Source organism: Leisingera sp. M658 (assembly GCF_025144145.1).
GTDB lineage: Bacteria > Pseudomonadota > Alphaproteobacteria > Rhodobacterales > Rhodobacteraceae > Leisingera.
On the sequence record NZ_CP083546.1, the window covers coordinates 1,306,900 to 1,322,775 of the forward strand.

General features: G+C 62.8%; 15 protein-coding genes and 1 riboswitch. Of the genes, 7 read left to right on the forward strand and 8 right to left on the reverse strand.

The window, feature by feature from the left end:
- Positions 1-80: 80 nt before the first annotated feature.
- A complete protein-coding gene (gene xseA / locus K3724_RS06555; protein ID WP_259991148.1) occupies positions 81-1,574 on the forward strand; it encodes an exodeoxyribonuclease VII large subunit in 1,494 nt (497 codons plus the stop codon).
- 31 nt (positions 1,575-1,605) lie between these two features.
- Here the strand turns inward: xseA and K3724_RS06560 are convergent, their stop codons facing one another.
- Positions 1,606-1,992, reverse strand: coding sequence for a hypothetical protein (locus K3724_RS06560; protein ID WP_409201405.1), 387 nt, complete (start codon positions 1,990-1,992; stop codon positions 1,606-1,608).
- A gap of 191 nt (positions 1,993-2,183) precedes the next feature.
- On the opposite strand from K3724_RS06560, the gene K3724_RS06565 reads away from it, so the two are divergent.
- The 4 genes from K3724_RS06565 to K3724_RS06580 all read left to right on the forward strand — a co-directional run bounded on the left by K3724_RS06565 (position 2,184) and on the right by K3724_RS06580 (position 5,714).
- On the forward strand, positions 2,184-2,816 hold the full coding sequence (locus tag K3724_RS06565) for a lysoplasmalogenase (protein ID WP_409201415.1): 633 nt from the start codon (positions 2,184-2,186) through the stop codon (positions 2,814-2,816).
- Between the two features lie 77 nt (positions 2,817-2,893).
- On the forward strand, positions 2,894-4,084 hold the full coding sequence (gene ftsY / locus K3724_RS06570) for a signal recognition particle-docking protein FtsY (RefSeq protein WP_259991152.1): 1,191 nt from the start codon (positions 2,894-2,896) through the stop codon (positions 4,082-4,084).
- 86 nt (positions 4,085-4,170) lie between these two features.
- Entirely contained in the window at positions 4,171-5,073 is a 903-nt protein-coding gene (locus K3724_RS06575) for a DMT family transporter (RefSeq protein ID WP_259991154.1), read from the forward strand.
- Positions 5,074-5,102: 29 nt separating this feature from the next.
- On the forward strand, positions 5,103-5,714 hold the full coding sequence (locus K3724_RS06580; protein ID WP_259991156.1) for an inner membrane-spanning protein YciB: 612 nt from the start codon (positions 5,103-5,105) through the stop codon (positions 5,712-5,714).
- 147 nt (positions 5,715-5,861) lie between these two features.
- On the opposite strand, the gene K3724_RS06585 is transcribed toward K3724_RS06580, so the two are convergent.
- Positions 5,862-6,545 (reverse strand): glutathione S-transferase N-terminal domain-containing protein, encoded by a 684-nt coding sequence (locus K3724_RS06585; protein WP_259991158.1) that lies wholly within the window; start codon positions 6,543-6,545, stop codon positions 5,862-5,864.
- A gap of 136 nt (positions 6,546-6,681) precedes the next feature.
- A riboswitch (SAM riboswitch) is annotated at positions 6,682-6,760 on the forward strand.
- 59 nt (positions 6,761-6,819) lie between these two features.
- On the opposite strand from K3724_RS06585, the gene metZ reads away from it, so the two are divergent.
- A complete protein-coding gene (gene metZ, locus K3724_RS06590) occupies positions 6,820-8,010 on the forward strand; it encodes an O-succinylhomoserine sulfhydrylase (protein WP_259991160.1) in 1,191 nt (396 codons plus the stop codon).
- 514 nt (positions 8,011-8,524) lie between these two features.
- Here the strand turns inward: metZ and K3724_RS06595 are convergent.
- The 6 genes from K3724_RS06595 to dctP form a co-directional block, all read right to left on the reverse strand.
- Positions 8,525-8,938, reverse strand: coding sequence for a universal stress protein (locus tag K3724_RS06595; RefSeq protein ID WP_259991162.1), 414 nt, complete (start codon positions 8,936-8,938; stop codon positions 8,525-8,527).
- 71 nt (positions 8,939-9,009) lie between these two features.
- Complete coding sequence (locus K3724_RS06600; RefSeq protein ID WP_259991164.1) at positions 9,010-10,524, reverse strand: malonyl-CoA synthase; 1,515 nt, start codon at positions 10,522-10,524, stop codon at positions 9,010-9,012.
- A 15-nt stretch (positions 10,525-10,539) separates the two neighbouring features.
- Positions 10,540-11,784 carry a malonyl-CoA decarboxylase gene (locus tag K3724_RS06605; RefSeq protein WP_259991166.1) on the reverse strand — a complete coding sequence of 415 codons (1,245 nt, stop codon included), beginning with the start codon at positions 11,782-11,784 and terminating at the stop codon, positions 10,540-10,542.
- Complete coding sequence (locus K3724_RS06610; protein WP_259991168.1) at positions 11,781-13,097, reverse strand: TRAP transporter large permease; 1,317 nt, start codon at positions 13,095-13,097, stop codon at positions 11,781-11,783. The genes K3724_RS06605 and K3724_RS06610 overlap by 4 nt, the downstream gene beginning before the upstream one ends.
- A gap of 5 nt (positions 13,098-13,102) precedes the next feature.
- On the reverse strand, positions 13,103-13,645 hold the full coding sequence (locus K3724_RS06615; RefSeq protein WP_259992580.1) for a TRAP transporter small permease: 543 nt from the start codon (positions 13,643-13,645) through the stop codon (positions 13,103-13,105).
- Positions 13,646-13,724: 79 nt separating this feature from the next.
- Positions 13,725-14,711 carry a TRAP transporter substrate-binding protein DctP gene (gene dctP / locus K3724_RS06620; protein WP_259991170.1) on the reverse strand — a complete coding sequence of 329 codons (987 nt, stop codon included), beginning with the start codon at positions 14,709-14,711 and terminating at the stop codon, positions 13,725-13,727.
- Between the two features lie 137 nt (positions 14,712-14,848).
- Here dctP and K3724_RS06625 point away from each other — a divergent pair, with 137 nt between their 5' ends.
- Entirely contained in the window at positions 14,849-15,505 is a 657-nt protein-coding gene (locus K3724_RS06625; RefSeq protein WP_259991172.1) for a GntR family transcriptional regulator, read from the forward strand.
- Positions 15,506-15,876 lie beyond the last annotated feature (371 nt).

Sequence of the window (15,876 nt, forward strand, 5' to 3'; positions counted from 1 at the left end):
TGCCTTGCCTGCGGCGGGTTCTATGCTGCGCGCGAATTCAAAACAAGACCAGCCGCAAGCCGCAGGAGAGCAGCCCCGCAATGTCCGACCTGTTTGATGATCCAAAACCGGGGCAGAACGCGCCCGAATTCACCGTTTCGGAACTCTCCGGCGAGGTGAAGCGCACGCTGGAGGGCACCTTCGGCCGCATCCGGGTCAAGGGTGAGGTAGGGCGGGTGTTCAAGGCGCGCTCCGGGCATTTGTACTACGACATCAAGGACGACCGCTCGGTGCTGGCCTGCACCACCTGGAAAGGGCAGGTTTCCAGCCTGTCGGTGGTGCCCGAGGAGGGGCTGGAGGTGGTCGTCACCGGCCGGCTGACCGCATTCGGCGCCCAGTCCAAATACAACATGAATGTGGACGAGGTTGCGGTTGCGGGCCAGGGCGCGCTGATGGCGCTGCTGGAAAAGCGCAAAAAACAGCTGGAGGCAGAGGGGCTGTTTGCCCCGGAACGCAAGACGCCGTTGCCTTACCTTCCGCAGATCATCGGCGTGGTGACTTCGCCGTCGGGCGCGGTGATCCGCGATATCCTGCACCGGCTGCGCGACCGTTTCCCGCGCAAGGTGCTGGTCTGGCCGGTGGCTGTGCAGGGGCAGAATTGCGCGCCCGAGGTGGCCCGCGCCATCGAAGGATTCAACCGCCTGACGCCCGGCGGCGCGCTGCCGCGGCCCGATCTGATCATCGTCGCCCGCGGCGGCGGCTCGATCGAGGATCTGTGGGGATTCAACGAGGAGATCGTGGCCCGCGCCGCCGCCGCCTCGCAGATCCCGCTGATCTCTGCTGTCGGGCATGAGACGGACACGACGCTGATTGATTTTGTCTCGGATCGGCGGGCGCCGACCCCGACTGCGGCGGCGGAACTGGCGGTGCCGGTGCGGTTGGAACTGATGGCCTGGGCCGAGACCCAGGGCGCGCGGCTGACCCGCGCCGCAGGCCAGGCGGTGCAGCAGCGGCGCCAGCGGCTGAATGATCTGGCCCGTGCGTTGCCCAAGCCCGACACGCTGCTGGAAACCCCGCGCCAGCGGCTTGACCGGATTTCCGACCGGCTGCCGGGCGCGCTGATCTCCGGTGTGCAGCGCCGCCGGGTGCATCTCAGCGAAACTGCCGCCTCCCTGCGCCCCTCCACCCTGCGCCAACTGGTGCAAGGACGCCGCGACCGATTGCAGAACCTGTCCTCGCGCCTGACCCTGCGCCCGATCCAGCGCGAGATCACAGCCCGCAAGGACGCGCTGGGCCGACTGGCGCAGCGGCTGGATGCGGCGCAGTCGCTGCGTCTTGACCGCCAGCGCCAAAACCTAACCGCCGCTGGCCGCCAGCTGGAGATCCTCAGCTACAAGGCCACGCTGGAGCGCGGCTATGCGGTGGTGCGTTCGGGCGCCGAGATCCTCACAACCAGGGCCGCCGCGGCCAAGGCCGGCCCGTTGCAGATCGAATTTGCCGACGGCATGCTGGACCTAGAGGAGGGCATCGCGGATCCTGGTTCCCAGACCGTTGCTGCGAAACCGTCCGGCGGCGGTCAGGGCTCGCTGTTCTAGCTTCTTTCTGGTCTGAAATACCCAGCCCGCCTCAGACGCCAACGTCCGGGCCGTAGCACAGCATGTCCTCGCCGATGTCTTCGGCCTCGTACAATTCCGTCGAGGCCGGGTCATCCTCAAACCGGGCGGTCAGCCCGCCGGGGGTGAGCTCAAAGCTCCAGCACTGCGGATCGCCCCGGTTTTCATAGACAAAACAGATCCGGCCTGCGTCCTCGTACCAGCTGCCCTCCTGGCATCTGCCGTCCAGAAAGGACCAGATCACCCGGCGTCCGGGCAAATAGCGTTCCACCCCGTACATGCTGCCGCCAAAGCCGTAAAACAGAGTGCGGCCCTGGGTGTAGCGGTCGAATTGCTCGGCGTTCAGCGGCTCGGCAGCACGCAGCGGCCCATTGAGGGCGGCAACCAGGGGAATCAGCATCGGACAGCGCATGGGTTCACTGTGCCAGAGTGTCCGGGTCCGGGCCAAGGGAAACACGCAGGCTGCAAAAACGGGCAGCAAACGGGCCGTAAAGCGGAGCGGCGCTGCCAGGCTCCCGCTTGGTCACCTTTGACCCGGCGCCTGTCTTGCAGCCAACTGGTGCAAACGGGCAGGGAGGTAGGGCTTTGATGATGCAATTGACGGCGGCAGGGGCAGCGCTCTGCGCCGCCGGGTATTTGGGCCTGACCTCCCAGCCGCCCGGTATTCTGCGCAGTCTGGCAAAAACTGCAGCGGTTGCGCTGCTGGCGCTTGGCGCCGGGCTGGCGGGGATGCCGCTGCTGCTGGTACTGGCACTTGGCCTTTGCGCGCTGGGTGACCTGTTCCTGTCGCGCGGCGGCGAACGCGCCTTTATGGCGGGCGTGGGGGCTTTCGCCGCTGGGCATCTGGCTTATGCGGCGTTGTTCCTGACCCGGCCGGACAGCGATCCTGCCCGGCTCATGCACATGCCGTCTGCGGGGATTGCTGCCGGGCTGCTGGTTTCGGGCCTGATCATGGCGCGCGTTCTGGCGCCGCGGGCGGGCGCGCTGAAGGGGCCGGTGCTGGCCTATATCCCGGTCATCCTGGGCATGGGTGCCGCGGCGCTGACCCTACCGTTTGGCACCTGGGTCTTTGCCGCGGCTTGTGCCTTCATGCTGTCGGACATGATCCTGGCGGCGGAAACCTTTGTCCTGAGCGCAGAGCACCCGCTGCGGCGGATCACGCCATATGCGGTCTGGGTGCTGTATTGGGGGGCGCAAGCCGGGTTTCTGGCTGCATTTTCCTGAACCTGGCGGTGCCTTGCGCTTTGCACTCCGGGTAAATCCGCATTAGGTGGGGGGCAGACCCTTTTGCGGAGACCAAGATGGCGTTTTTCTCAAAGCTCAAGGAGCGGCTGTTCAAATCCTCCTCCAAGCTCGAGCAGGGGCTCGATGCGATTGTCGAGGAGGGGGCGGACAGCAGCGCGGAGGAGGCCGGGGAGGCCCAAGTTGAGGCCCTGGCGGTAACGCCGGAGCAGCCTGCACCCGCACCGGTTCCGCAACCGGACCCTGTGGCCGAGCCGGAACCTGCGCCCGAAGCCGCACCTGAACCCGCGCCTGCACCGAAGCCGGTTGCTGCTTCTAAACCTGCCCCCGCGCCGCAGCCGGCATCGGAGCCTGAGAAAAAATCCCCGGGCCTCTTGGGCCGCCTGATGGGCCGCACCGTTGCTGCTGAACCGCGCCGGGCGCTGGATGACGGCATGCTGGAGCAGCTGGAAGAGCTGCTGATCGCTGCTGACATGGGGGTGGATACGGCACTCCGCGTGACCGCTAACCTGGCCGAGGGGCGGATGGGCAAGAAGGTTTCCAGCCGCGAGATCAAGGAGCTGCTGGCGCAGGAAGTCGCCCGCATCATGGAGCCGGTGGCCAAACCGCTGCCGATCTACGCCAAACGGCCGCAGGTGGTGCTGGTGGTGGGGGTCAATGGCTCTGGCAAGACCACCACCATCGGCAAGCTGGCCAGCCAGTTCAAAGGTGCCGGCAAGAAGGTGGTGATTGCCGCAGGCGACACATTCCGCGCCGCGGCTGTCGAACAGTTGCAGGTCTGGGGCGACCGTGCGGGCGTGCCGGTGCTGACAGCACCCGAAGGCTCCGACCCGGCCTCGCTGGCGTTTGATGCGATGACCAAGGCGCAGGAAGACGGCGCAGACCTCCTGATGATCGACACCGCGGGCCGGCTGCAGAACCGCGCCGATCTGATGGAAGAGCTGTCGAAAATTGTCCGGGTGATCCGCAAGAAGGACGAAACAGCACCGCATAACACTCTGCTGGTGCTCGATGCGACAACTGGCCAGAACGCGCTGAGCCAAGTGGGCACATTCCAGAAGCTGGCGGATGTCTCAGGCCTGGTGATGACCAAGCTGGACGGCACCGCCAAGGGTGGCGTGCTGGTGGCGCTGGCGGACAAGTTCGGCCTGCCGATCCACGCCATTGGCGTGGGCGAGCAGATTGACGATCTCGCTCCTTTCGATCCGGAGGAATTTGCCGCAGCGCTAACGGGCTTGGAGAAATCCTGATCCGCCCTTCATCTGGCTAGAAGTATCCCCGGGGGTCCGGGGGCAGGCAGCCCCCGGCACTCCCGTTCCGCGCAAAGGCATTTGATTTGAGCGATTGGCTGATTTCCCTGGAAGGCACCGAGGCCGGGCATCAGACGGCACTGTTTCTGGCTATCTGGGCCGCGTTCCTGCATGCGGTCTTCGGCGCGCTGCAGAAGGGGCGGCATGACCCCTGGCTGTCGCGCGGGGCGATTGATTTTTCCTACTGTGTGATGGCGGCGCCCTTTGCGCTGTTCGTGGTGCCTTGGCCGGAGCCGCATATGTGGCTGATCTTTGCCGTCGCCTGGGGGATCCACGTCTTTTACAAGCTGTTCCAGGCGCTGGCCTATACCAAGGGCAGCTATACTGTGGTCTACCCGGTGGTGCGAGGGACCGGGCCGCTGTTCACGGTGATCGGCTCCTTTTTCCTGTTCGGCGAAGTGTTCACCCCGGTGCAGTGGCTGGGTGTGGCGGTGCTGCTGGCCGGAATCTTCGGCCTGGCGGGGTACAACTACCGCTACCTGACGGTGAACCGCGACACGCTGGTGCCGGCGCTGGTGCTGGCGGTGATCACCGGGTTGTTTGTGGCGGGCTACACCACATATGACGCCTATGGCATCCGGGCGACCGCTGATCCGTTCACCTTTCTGGCGTGGTTCTTTATGATCGACGGGCTGGTGTTTCCGGTGATTGCCTTGACCCGCTTGCGCAGAATGCCCGCGCCGCCAGCACCTGGGCCGCTGATGGTCCGTGGTTTCTTTGGCGGGCTGGTCGCCTTTGCGTCCTTTGGTGCGATCATGCTGGCCACAAGGCTGGACAAGGTCGGAGAGGCGGCGGTGCTGCGCGAGACCTCCACCGTGTTTGCCGCCCTCATCGGCTGGCTGGTGCTGAAAGAAACCGTGGGGCCGCGGCGGATTGCCTTGATGGCTTTGATCGCGCTGGGCGCCGTGATAGTGGAAATTGGCGGCTGAGACCGCGCGCAGAACTGACAGGAGGCCCCATGGCCGCAAAGAAGATCAACCCGACCCTGAAGATGCTATTGGAATTGGGCCCGATTGTTCTCTTTTTCATTGGCTATCTGAAGCTGAAGGATGAGGTGTTTCTGATCGGCGGCCATGAGTACAAGGGCTTCATCGTGATCACCGCTGCGTTTATCCCGCTGATGGTGGCGTCCACGCTCGCCCTGTGGAAGCTGACCGGGCATCTGTCGAAGATGCAGTTTGCGACCCTGGTGCTGGTGGTGCTGTTCGGCGGCATGTCGGTGTGGTTCAACGACGACCGGTTCATCAAGATGAAGCCGACGATGCTGTATCTTCTGTTCGGCGGGTTGCTGGGCATCGGGCTTATGCGCGGGCAAAGCTGGCTGAAGGTGGTGATGGAGGAAGTCATGCCGCTGCAGCAGGAGGGCTGGATGATCCTGACCCGGCGGCTGTGCGTTTTTTTCTTTGGCCTGGCGGTGGCAAACGAGCTGATCTGGCGGACCCAAAGCACCGACACCTGGGTTTATTTCAAGACCTTCGGCCTGCCGGTGGCGATGTTTGCCTTCTTCATGATGCAAGGGCAGCTGTTGCAGAAATTCGGGATCGAGGAAGAGGCCGGACCGGCGGAGTAATCTGCGGCTGACAGGGGGGCTCCCGCACCTTTGCCCCTCATCCAAGATGAGGCACAAAGCCTTGGGCCGGGCAGCGCACCTGCGGTGCGCTGCGGCATCGCTTCTTTCTGGTCTTAAATACCCGCGCCGCAGGCGTCCTTTTTTGCATCAATTGCCAAACAACACCTGCTGCGCCTTGGTGTCCGAGCGGTCGCCGCGCAGCTCCGCATGCAGCGCCCGGCCCGCAACCACACCAGGGCGGGACCACATCAGCTCCAGCCAGCGGGCGAGATGCGGTTTGTCCTCCACTACCTGCTGCTGGCCTTCCCACAGCGAGGCCCAGGGCCAGATCGCCATATCAGAAATTGTGCAGTCCGGTCCTGTCACATACTCATTCTCCGCCAGCTGCCGGTCCAGAACGCCGTAAAGACGGGCCACCTCGTTCCGGTAGCGGTCTTTGGCATAGGGCAGATCCTCGGGCGCGTATTTCAGAAAATGATGCGCCTGGCCCGCCATTGGCCCGACTCCGCCCATCTGCCACATCAGCCATTGATCCACTACCAGCCGGGCGCGTTCATCCGCGCCATAGAACTGCCCGGTCTTGCGGGCGAGATACTGCAGGATGGCGCCGCTTTCGAACAGGGAAACAGGCGTGCCGCCGGGGCCGCCCGGGTCGATGATTGCGGGCATCCGGTTGTTGGGGGAGATGTTCAGGAACTCCGGCGCGAACTGATCGCCATTTGTGATGTCGACCAGAGAGACATCATAGGGCAGGCCCATCTCCTCCAGTGCAATGGAGATCTTCCAGCCGTTCGGTGTGGGCCAGTAAAAAAGCTGGATCGGCTCCCGCATGGTCGTCCTCCGTCAGAATGCCCGGCCACAGGAGCACGGGCTGCGGCGGTAAGGCAAGAGGCGGCGCCGCTCACATCCGTGTGACTGGCGAAGACGCTGCCGCTTGACCGAATCCCGCAATATGCGTAAAGCCCGGACATCACATCGTGGCGATTTGTTACCGGATTGCGGGCCACGTTAAACACTCCCGCTAAAGAGGTCAGGACGTGAAGGACCCCCTTTCGCTTGGCCGATTGGGGTTTTTTTATGCGCGACAGGCGCGAGGAGACAGAAGATGAGCGACAACTGGAACAGCCGCACCAAGCTGGTTCACGCAGGCACCCGCCGCAGCCAGTACAACGAGGTGAGCGAAGCGATCTTCCTGACCCAGGGCTTTGTCTACGAGAGTGCCGAACAGGCCGAGGCGCGGTTCATCGAGACCGGCCCGGATGAGTTCATCTATGCCCGTTACGGCAATCCGACCGTCGACATGTTCGAAAAGCGCATCGCGGCGCTGGAAGGGGCGGAGGATGCCTTCGCCACCGCCTCCGGCATGGCGGCTGTCAACGGCGCGCTGACCGCGCTGGTGAAAGCGGGCGATCACATCGTGTCGGCCAAGGCGTTGTTTGGATCCTGCAACTACATCCTGGCGGATGTGCTTGGCCGCTTCGGGGTCGAGGTAACCTTTATTGACGGCACCGATCTGGATGCCTGGCGGCAGGCCGTGCGCCCGGACACCAAGGCGGTGTTTTTTGAGTCCATGTCGAACCCGACGCTGGAGGTGATCGACATTGCCGCGGTTGCAAAGATCGCCCACACAGCGGGCGCCACGGTGGTGGTGGACAACGTGTTCTCGACCCCGGTGTTTTCCCGCGCGATCGAACAGGGCGCCGATGTGGTGATCTATTCCGCAACCAAGCATATCGACGGCCAGGGCCGGGCGCTGGGCGGGGTGGTGCTGGGCACCAAAGATTTTATCCGCGGCACGCTGGAACCCTATATGAAGCACACCGGCGGCAGTCTCAGCCCGTTTAATGCCTGGGTGATGCTGAAGGGGCTGGAAACCATCGACCTGCGGGTCAACGCCCAGGCGGACAGCGCCCTGAAAATCGCCGAAGCGCTGGACGGCCATGCAGCGCTGGAGCGTACCATCTATCCGGGTCTGAAATGTCACGCGCAGAACGCATTGGTGCAGGCTCAGCTGGGCGGCAAGGGCGGCACCGTGCTGTCGCTGGACCTGAAGGGCGGCAAGGACGCGGCGTTCAAGTTCCTGAACGCAATGACCATCCCGGTGATCTCCAACAATCTGGGCGATGCCAAATCCATCGCCACCCACCCGGCCACCACCACCCACCAGCGCCTCAGCGATGAGCTGAAGGCGGAACTGGGCATCACGCCCGGCCTGGTGCGCTTTTCGGTCGGGCTGGAGGACGCAGACGACCTGATCGCCGACCTGAAAGCGGCGCTGGAGGCGGCGCAGGGCTGAGGCCCGCACCGGCCGTCTGTTTCTTTCTGGTGGGAAAAATCTACCGTGTTGCTTTGGTCGATACTTAGCCTCCACGTTAGCATGGGCAAAGAGCGTAGGGACGTCAAATACCGGAACGCTCTTTAGCCCATGCGATTTTCAGCAGAGCAGAAGTTCGTCTTTCGCGCAGCGGAATCAACGAGAGAGCCCTCACCAGTCGTTGCCATTTTGTGCTGCATGCGCTCGCAGCTAAGATATTTTTGCACGCGCGCAAATTCTCATGTTGCGGTGCAGCGGCCATTCCGGCCGTTCGCGCACCACGCAGCATTCTTTATGGTGGGAATTTACAGGTCGCCGGACCTTCCAGTCATTCGCCGCGTGCGCAACATCGTTTCATTAGAGCGTCAGCTTTGAGCACGAAGGCAACCATTGCAAACTCGCATTCACCGTTCCGGGTTAAATGGCTCGACCTGTCCGACACCGACCGGCGACCGAAATGACGCGTCACAATGCAGCTTCCCCGAAAGGCAGGCCTTCACCGAACTACGTGAACTAAACACCGTGCCTGGCGCACGACGCGTGCGGCTGTGGAACCAAGGAAAAGATCCTGCATTCCTGGCCGATGGCTGGCCAGGACGATGCAATCCTTCGCGTTCTCCTCGGCGTAATCGAGGAGAACGCGGGCGCTGTGGCCTTCCACCACCACGATCTCCGCATCCGGCAGGTCTCTTGCGAGGGGGGTAAGTTTTCCAGTGACGGTCGAGCGCGCGATTTCCATGTGGTCCGCCGGAAGCTGGTCGCTGGCATACTGCGGCAGCTGTTCCAGCACGTGCAGCACGGTGATCCGCCCGCCGCTGGCGCGGATGGCGTCGGCAATTTCCAAGGCCTGGGCGGCATTACAGTCGGCTTCAAAGGAAACCGGGACTAGGATGTTGTTGTATTTTGGCATTGTATCTTTCTCCGGCAAAAAAGGCGGCAGGCGCTCCACGGGGCGGAGGCGCCTTCCCAGGGAGAGGAGGGTCAGGACGCGAACATGTCCTTGTAAGTGTCGCGCAGGATGTTTTTCTGGACCTTGCCCATGGTGTTGCGGGGCAGCTCATCCAGCAGGATCAGCTGGCGCGGGTGCTTGAAGCGGGCGAGGGCCTGGCGCACCGCCTCCATCATGGCGTCCAGATCGGGGGACTGGCTGGGTTCAGCGATGACAACACCCAGCACGGTCTCGCCAAAGTCCGGGTGCGGCACACCGATGACTGCGCTTTCCAGAACCCCGGGCTGGTCGTCCAGCACCAGCTCAATCTCCTTCGGATAGATGTTGTAGCCGCCCGAGATGATCAGATCCTTGTTGCGGCCGACGATATGGACATATCCGTCTTCGTCGATCTTGCCGAGGTCGCCGGTAATGAAGAACCCGTCTTCGCGCAGTTCGGCAGCGGTTTTCTCCGGCATCTGCCAATAGCCTTTGAACACATTGGGGCCGCGCACCTCGATCTGGCCGACCTCGCCCTGCGGCAGGGGTTCGCCGCTGGCCGGGTCGGTGATTTTCAGCTCCACCCCCGGCAGCGGGAAGCCGACAGTGCCGGCGCGGCGGTCGCCTTCAAACGGGTTGGAGGTGTTCATGTTGGTTTCGGTCATGCCGTAGCGTTCGAGGATGCGGTGGCCGGTGCGCTCTTCGAACTGGACATGGGTTTCTGCCAGCAGCGGCGCCGAACCGGAGACGAACAGCCGCACATGGCCGGTCAGCTCGTGGGTGAAGCGATCGTCGCTCAAAAGCCGTGTGTAGAAGGTCGGCACGCCCATCAGGCTGGTGGCCTGCGGCATGTGCTTCAGCACCGCGTCGAGATCGAATTTCGGCATGAAGATCAGGCTGCCGCCCGCCGCCAGGGTCACGTTGGTGGCCACGAACAACCCGTGGGTGTGGAAGATCGGCAGAGCGTGCAGCAGCACGTCGTCCGCCGTAAAGCGCCACTCCTGCGCCAGGGTCTCGGCGTTTGACAGCAGATTGCTCTGGGTCAGCATCGCCCCCTTGGAACGGCCGGTGGTGCCGGAGGTGTAGAGGAAGGCGGCGAGGTCATCGCCGTCGCGCTCAACCGTGGCAAAGGAGACCGGCATGGCGGCGGCCTGGTCCATCAGGGTGCCGGAGCCGTCGGCGTTCAGCGTCTCGATTCCAGCGCCAAGCTGTTTGGCAATCGAGGCCAAGGTGGCCTCGCTGCGGGCATCGCAGATCACCACCGAGGCGCCACTGTTTTCGATGAAATAGGTGAGCTCTTCCGCCGTGTAGGCGGTGTTCAGCGGCAGGAAGATCAGCCCGGCCTGGGCGCAGGCTGCATAAAGCGCCAGAGCTTCCGGGGATTTTTCCACTTGCGCCGCCACCCGGTCGCCTGGTTTCAGCCCGGTCTGGGCCAGCACATTGGCGATCTGCGCGGCGGTGCAGAGGAAGTCCTGATGGGTGATCACCTCGCCGTTCAGCAGATGCAGGAAGGGAGTGGCCTTACCGGCGTGGATGCCGAAAAGGCGGTCAAACAATGGATTTGCCATGGGGTTTTGCCTTTCTTAAGCCTGTGGGCTGGCGGATGCCGCACGGGATTGCACCTCGGCGGAGGCCACAACCTGTTGGGTGGCGGCGAAGTGCTCGTGGTTTTGGGCGGTTTTCGTGAGGTCGTAGAGGTAGTTGACCATGGCGCCGCCGGACTGGGCGCGACCTTTGTCCGAGGTATCCGCGTCGGCGTGGACCGCATGCACGATGGCGCCGTTGCCCAGGTGGAAGCGGGCGACCGGGTCATAGGGCAGCCCGCCCTTGCCCTTGGCCGTCAGCAGGTAGCGGGCGGCGGTGGCGCGCATCTCCTCGGGGTTTTCCTCATCCCAAGCGAGGCCCTTCTGTTTCAGCCATTTGGTCAGTCCGGGGATGGGCGAGAGGGTGACGAAAGTATCAAGCCCCGACAGCTCGGCCGCCAGATCGCTGGCCACCTGCTTGATCAGCGAGTTGCCGAAAGAGATGCTGGCCAGCCCGGCCTGGCAGTTGGAAATCGAATAGAACACAGCGGTGGTGGCGTCTTCCGCGGGCATCGCCTCACGATCTTCGGCCAATAGGGCCTGGACCGAGCCGGGAATACCCTTGGTCAGGGCCACCTCGACAAAGATCAGCGGCTCGTCCGGCATTGATGGGTGGAAGAAGGCAAAGCAGCGCCGGTCGGTGGGCTCCAGCCTGCGGCGCAGGTCATCCCAGCTGCCGATGGCATGCACCGCCTCGTAGGCGATGATTTTTTCCAGGATATGCGCCGGGCTCTCCCAGCTGATCGGGCGCAGCACTAGGAAACCACGGTTGAACCAGCTAGCAAACAGGTGGCGGAAGTCGAGATCCAGCGCCTCCAGCTCCGGCTCGCCCCGGCCCAGTCGCAGCAGGTCCGCCCGCATCCGCACCAGTGCGCCGGTGGCATTGGGCACCCGGTTCAGACGGCGGATTAGCTCCTGCCGGCGCGGCTCGGAAGCCTCCATGAAGGCGCGGTAGGTGGCCTTGGATGGGTTCTTCTCGTAGGCCTCCAGCGTCTTGCGGACGGTTTCGGGGTCGATGTTCATGCCAGTGGCGAGCTGGCGGAAAAAGGTGCGTTCGCCTTCGTCCTCCAGCGTTGCAAAGCGGGTCAGGATCTCTTCGGCCAAGGCGAGGCCGGAGGTTTCCCCGGTGGAGCCGACCAGCGCGCTGGCCAGCTCCTCCAGCGGGCGGCCGTCCGGCTCCGCGGCGGCCTCGCGGCGCTGGCGCCGCTCGAACACCGTGGACAGGAGCTCAGCCAAGAGGCTCATAGCGCCGCTCCCATCACCAGGTCGGGCAGCCACGTGGCCAGACCCGGGAACAGGCACAGGAGGACAATCGCCACCACCATGCAGGCCACGAAGGGCAGCGAGCCGGTGAGGATGGTCTTCAGCGAGATGTCCGGAGCAATGCCGTTGATCACATAGAGGTTGAGGCCAACCGGCGGCGAGATCAGGCCGATTTCCATGTTGATGGTCAGCACCACGGCAAACCAGATCGGATCAAAGCCGGCGGTGGTGATGATCGGCAAGAGGATCGGCGCCGCCATCAGGATCACCGCAACCGGCGGCAGGAAGAAACCGGCGATCAGCAGGAACACATTGACCGCCCCCATCAGCACCCAGCGGTTCACATCCAGCGTGCCGATCCACTCGGCAATCGCCTGGGTGATGAACAGCGATGACAGCATGTAGGAGAACACACCGGCGGCGGCGATGATGAAGAGAATCATCACGCTTTCCTTGGTGCTGTCGCGCAGCACCACCCACAGATCGCGCGGGTTCCACAGCTTGTAGATGATCATCGCGATCATCAGGCAGAGGAGTGCGCCGACTGCAGCGGTCTCGGACGGCGTGGCGATACCGCCGTACATGGCGTAGAGCACGCCGAGGATGATCGCCAGGAAGGGCAGAACGCGGGGCAGGATCTCAAACCGTTGGCTCCAGGTGTAGCTGCCCGAGCCAAGGCGGGTGGCATCGCCCGAACGCCAGGTCGAGTAGAGCGACCAGGCCATGAACAGGCCCACCAGCATCAAGCCCGGGATCACACCGGCCAGGAACAGGCGGCCGATCGAGGTCTCAGTCGCGATGCCGTAGACGATCATGGTGACCGAGGGCGGGATCAGGATGCCGAGCGTGCCGCCTGCAGCGATGGAGCCTGCGGCGACGCCATCAGGATAACCGCGCTTGCGCATCTCGGGGATGCCCATCTTGCCAATGGCTGCACATGTTGCGGGCGAGGAGCCGGACATGGCGGCAAACAAAGCGCAGGCGCCGAGGTTGGAAACCACCAGCCCGCCGGGAATGCGGGTCAGCCAGCGTTCCAGCACCTCATAGAGATCGGCGCCGGCCCGGGTGGAGGCAATCGATGCCCCCATGATGATGAACATCGGGATCGACAGCAGGGCAAAGTTGTCGAGCTTGCCGAACAGGATTTCCGGCATCAGCTCCAGCGAACGGGGGCCGTCAAAGATGATCAGGAAACCGGCGGAGACAATCAGCAGGCCAATGGCCACGGAGACGCCGGAGAACAGTACGAGAATGGTGGCCAGCGCCACGATTCCGCCAAGCAGAAGCGGGTCCATCGGCTTTACTCCAGTCCAAAGGGTTTATCGATGCCGGTCAGCACGGCCACCAGATCTGCAACCAGTTGCAGTAGCAGCAGGCCGAAGCCGACGGGGATCGCAAGGTAGGGGATCCACAGGCGCACGCCCCAGACGGTGTCCGACCGCCAGCCGCGCTCCCAGGCGAAATGCCAGTATTCAAAGCCGTACCAGAGCATGATCGCGACGATGACGATCGACAGCCCCGCGGTCAGCACCGCCAGGGCAAAACGCCCGCGGGGCGCCAGCGATAGCGGGATCAAGTCGACATTCACATGGCCGCGCAGGTGCTGCACATAAGGCAGCCCCACCAGGGTGGCTGCGATGATCAAATAGATTACGGCCTCTGTCTGCCAGATGGTGGAGCCGTTCAGCACAAAACGCACCACGATCATCTGGCAAGTGATTGCGACCGCCGAGACGATCATGCCGGCCGAGCACCAGCCCGCAAGGGTCGAAAGCGCTGCGGCCAGGCGGAGAAAGGGATTGTTACCGGCGTGGGCTACAGCAGCATTGCTATGGCTGGCCATCATCGCCTCCCGTTGTTGAAGAAGTTGAGGGGGAGCGGAGCGGCACAAGGGCCGCTCAGGTGGCAGTCAGGCGAGGGGGTCACTCAACTGCCAGCGCCAGGTCGAGCAGTGTCTGCCCGTCCGGAACCTCATCGACGAACTTCTGATAAGAGGTCTCCACCGCCAGCTTGCGCCAGGCTTCGAAATCCTCCGCCGTCATCTCGGCGATCTCGACACCGGCATCGGCAAAAATCTTGGCCGAGGCGGCGTCCTGCTTCTTGGCTTCCTCCAGATAGAAGGCCTGCGCCTTTTCCGAGGCCGTCAGCAGGGTGTTCTGCTGCTCTTCGCTGAGGCCGTCAAAGGTGCGCTTGTTCATCAAGAGCGGCTGATACATGAACCACAGCGCCACATCGCCCGCGGGGGTGTAGCAGCTGACCTGCTCGAAGATTCGGTAGGAAACAAACGACGAGGAGGATGTATTCGCGGCCTGCAGGACGCCGGTCTGCATGGCGTTGTAGATCTCAGACGAGGCCATTGAAGCAATCGATGCGTTTGCACCGGCCAGCATCTGTTCAAACGACTTGCCGGCGGCCCGGGTTTGCAACCCTTTCACGTCCTCGGGCTTGGTGATGCACTTGTCCTTGCCGGCAAAACCGCCGGCAAGGTAGCCATGCACCAGCACCATCACATCATCCTCGGCCATCTTGGCCTCCAGCGCCTCCATGAAGGGCGAGTCGCTCAGGCGCGCGGCGTGGTCGTGGTTCTTCACCAGCCCCGGCATCAGGGTGAGGTTATAGGCGGGCTGCTGGCCGCCTGCATAAGAGAGCGGCAGCACCGTCATATCCAGCTGGCCGCGGCTCAGCGGCTTATACTGCTCGCGCGGCTTGAATAGCGATTTCGAGCCGAAGATCTTGATGTTCAGATCCACATCCGCAGCAGCCACCTCATCGGCGACGATCTGGGCAACCTGATGACGGATGTCCTTGTTGGACCATTGATGCGACAGGCGCAGCTCAGTTGCGTTTGCCAGGCTGCCCGCAGCAGCCAGCGCCAGTCCCGCCACGGCGGCCTTCAAAACAGATTTCATTTTTTCCTCCCTTAATATTCTCCTGGCGGACCAGGGGATGGCAAAAGGGTAAGCGTTTTTTGTTTTTCAAATCAACATTTTTGTATACAAAAATACCATGCTTGAATTTCAATTACACCGAAAGTAAACCTAGAGGCATGGAACAACGCCGCGCCGACAACATCGCCGAGCAGCTGGAGGAGCTGATTTTCAACGGGACTTTTCCCGATGGCGAACGGCTGGACGAAGTCCGGCTAGCAGAGCAGTTCGGCGTCTCGCGCACGCCGCTTCGCGAAGCCTTTCAACGGCTTGCCCTGTCTGGCCTGGTCGAACTGATCCCGCGCCGCGGCGCCTTTGTGCGCCAGCCCGGACCGGTGGAGCTAATGGAGATGTTCGAGGTGATGGCAGAGCTGGAGGCGGTTTGCGGCCGACTGGCTGCTCTACGGATCTCGGAAGCGGCGCTAGAGGAGCTGAGGGAGGCCAATTCGAACTGCCAAGCCGCAGTCGATGCTCGTGACTCAGATGCCTATTATGCCGAGAACGAGCGGTTTCACAGAATCATCTACCAGCAGTCGGGCAACGGTTTCTTGACCCAGGAAGCTACTAAACTGCACAAACGGCTGAAACCGTTCCGTCGCCAGCAGCTGCGTTTCCGCGGCCGGATGGCACAGTCAATGGCCGAACATGAACATATCGTTCGGGCGCTGGAAATGGGTACGTCAGACCTTGCTGCCAATACACTGCGGGAGCACGTGGCCGTCCAAGGTGAGAAGTTCCATCAGCTGATGGCCACTTTAAAGAATGCCGCTGAATAGATTGCCACCAAAGTTCCTCCCGAGGTCAATGTCTGCTTGACGCTGTTGAAGAGGTGCTACATTTGCAAAGCTTCGCGCTGAAACCAATGACTGCTGAGGGCTCACTGCCGCCGAATGCCAACGCAGCAAGATCCTTGTTGTGCGTGGACAGGAACCGGCCATCGACAGCTCTGGCCAAGAGATTGATCCTGCGGCGTTTCCGATGATGTGCTGCCATCCGTGTCCCAAAATCCAAGGCTCGGCCTGGTGGCGGCGAAATCTTGGTGAGAGCCCGAAACTACGAAATGCTGCACTAGACAGTAACGGGAAGGAAGCGCGTAAAGCCGCCATTGGCCAAAGCAAGTTCGGAGCAAAGGAAACGCCCACCGATC

Excerpts from the sequence above, each read along its gene's own strand:
- xseA (WP_259991148.1), top strand. The coding sequence starts at position 81 with ATGTCCGACCTGTTTGATGATCCAAAACCGGGGCAGAACGCGCCCGAA.
- K3724_RS06560 (WP_409201405.1), bottom strand. The coding sequence starts at position 1,992 with ATGCTGATTCCCCTGGTTGCCGCCCTCAATGGGCCGCTGCGTGCTGCC.
- K3724_RS06565 (WP_409201415.1), top strand. The coding sequence starts at position 2,184 with ATGCAATTGACGGCGGCAGGGGCAGCGCTCTGCGCCGCCGGGTATTTG.
- ftsY (WP_259991152.1), top strand. The coding sequence starts at position 2,894 with ATGGCGTTTTTCTCAAAGCTCAAGGAGCGGCTGTTCAAATCCTCCTCC.
- K3724_RS06580 (WP_259991156.1), top strand. The coding sequence starts at position 5,103 with ATGGCCGCAAAGAAGATCAACCCGACCCTGAAGATGCTATTGGAATTG.
- K3724_RS06585 (WP_259991158.1), bottom strand. The coding sequence starts at position 6,545 with ATGCGGGAGCCGATCCAGCTTTTTTACTGGCCCACACCGAACGGCTGG.
- metZ (WP_259991160.1), top strand. The coding sequence starts at position 6,820 with ATGAGCGACAACTGGAACAGCCGCACCAAGCTGGTTCACGCAGGCACC.
- K3724_RS06595 (WP_259991162.1), bottom strand. The coding sequence starts at position 8,938 with ATGCCAAAATACAACAACATCCTAGTCCCGGTTTCCTTTGAAGCCGAC.
- K3724_RS06600 (WP_259991164.1), bottom strand. The coding sequence starts at position 10,524 with ATGGCAAATCCATTGTTTGACCGCCTTTTCGGCATCCACGCCGGTAAG.
- K3724_RS06605 (WP_259991166.1), bottom strand. The coding sequence starts at position 11,784 with ATGAGCCTCTTGGCTGAGCTCCTGTCCACGGTGTTCGAGCGGCGCCAG.
- K3724_RS06610 (WP_259991168.1), bottom strand. The coding sequence starts at position 13,097 with ATGGACCCGCTTCTGCTTGGCGGAATCGTGGCGCTGGCCACCATTCTC.
- K3724_RS06615 (WP_259992580.1), bottom strand. The coding sequence starts at position 13,645 with ATGGCCAGCCATAGCAATGCTGCTGTAGCCCACGCCGGTAACAATCCC.
- dctP (WP_259991170.1), bottom strand. The coding sequence starts at position 14,711 with ATGAAATCTGTTTTGAAGGCCGCCGTGGCGGGACTGGCGCTGGCTGCT.
- K3724_RS06625 (WP_259991172.1), top strand. The coding sequence starts at position 14,849 with ATGGAACAACGCCGCGCCGACAACATCGCCGAGCAGCTGGAGGAGCTG.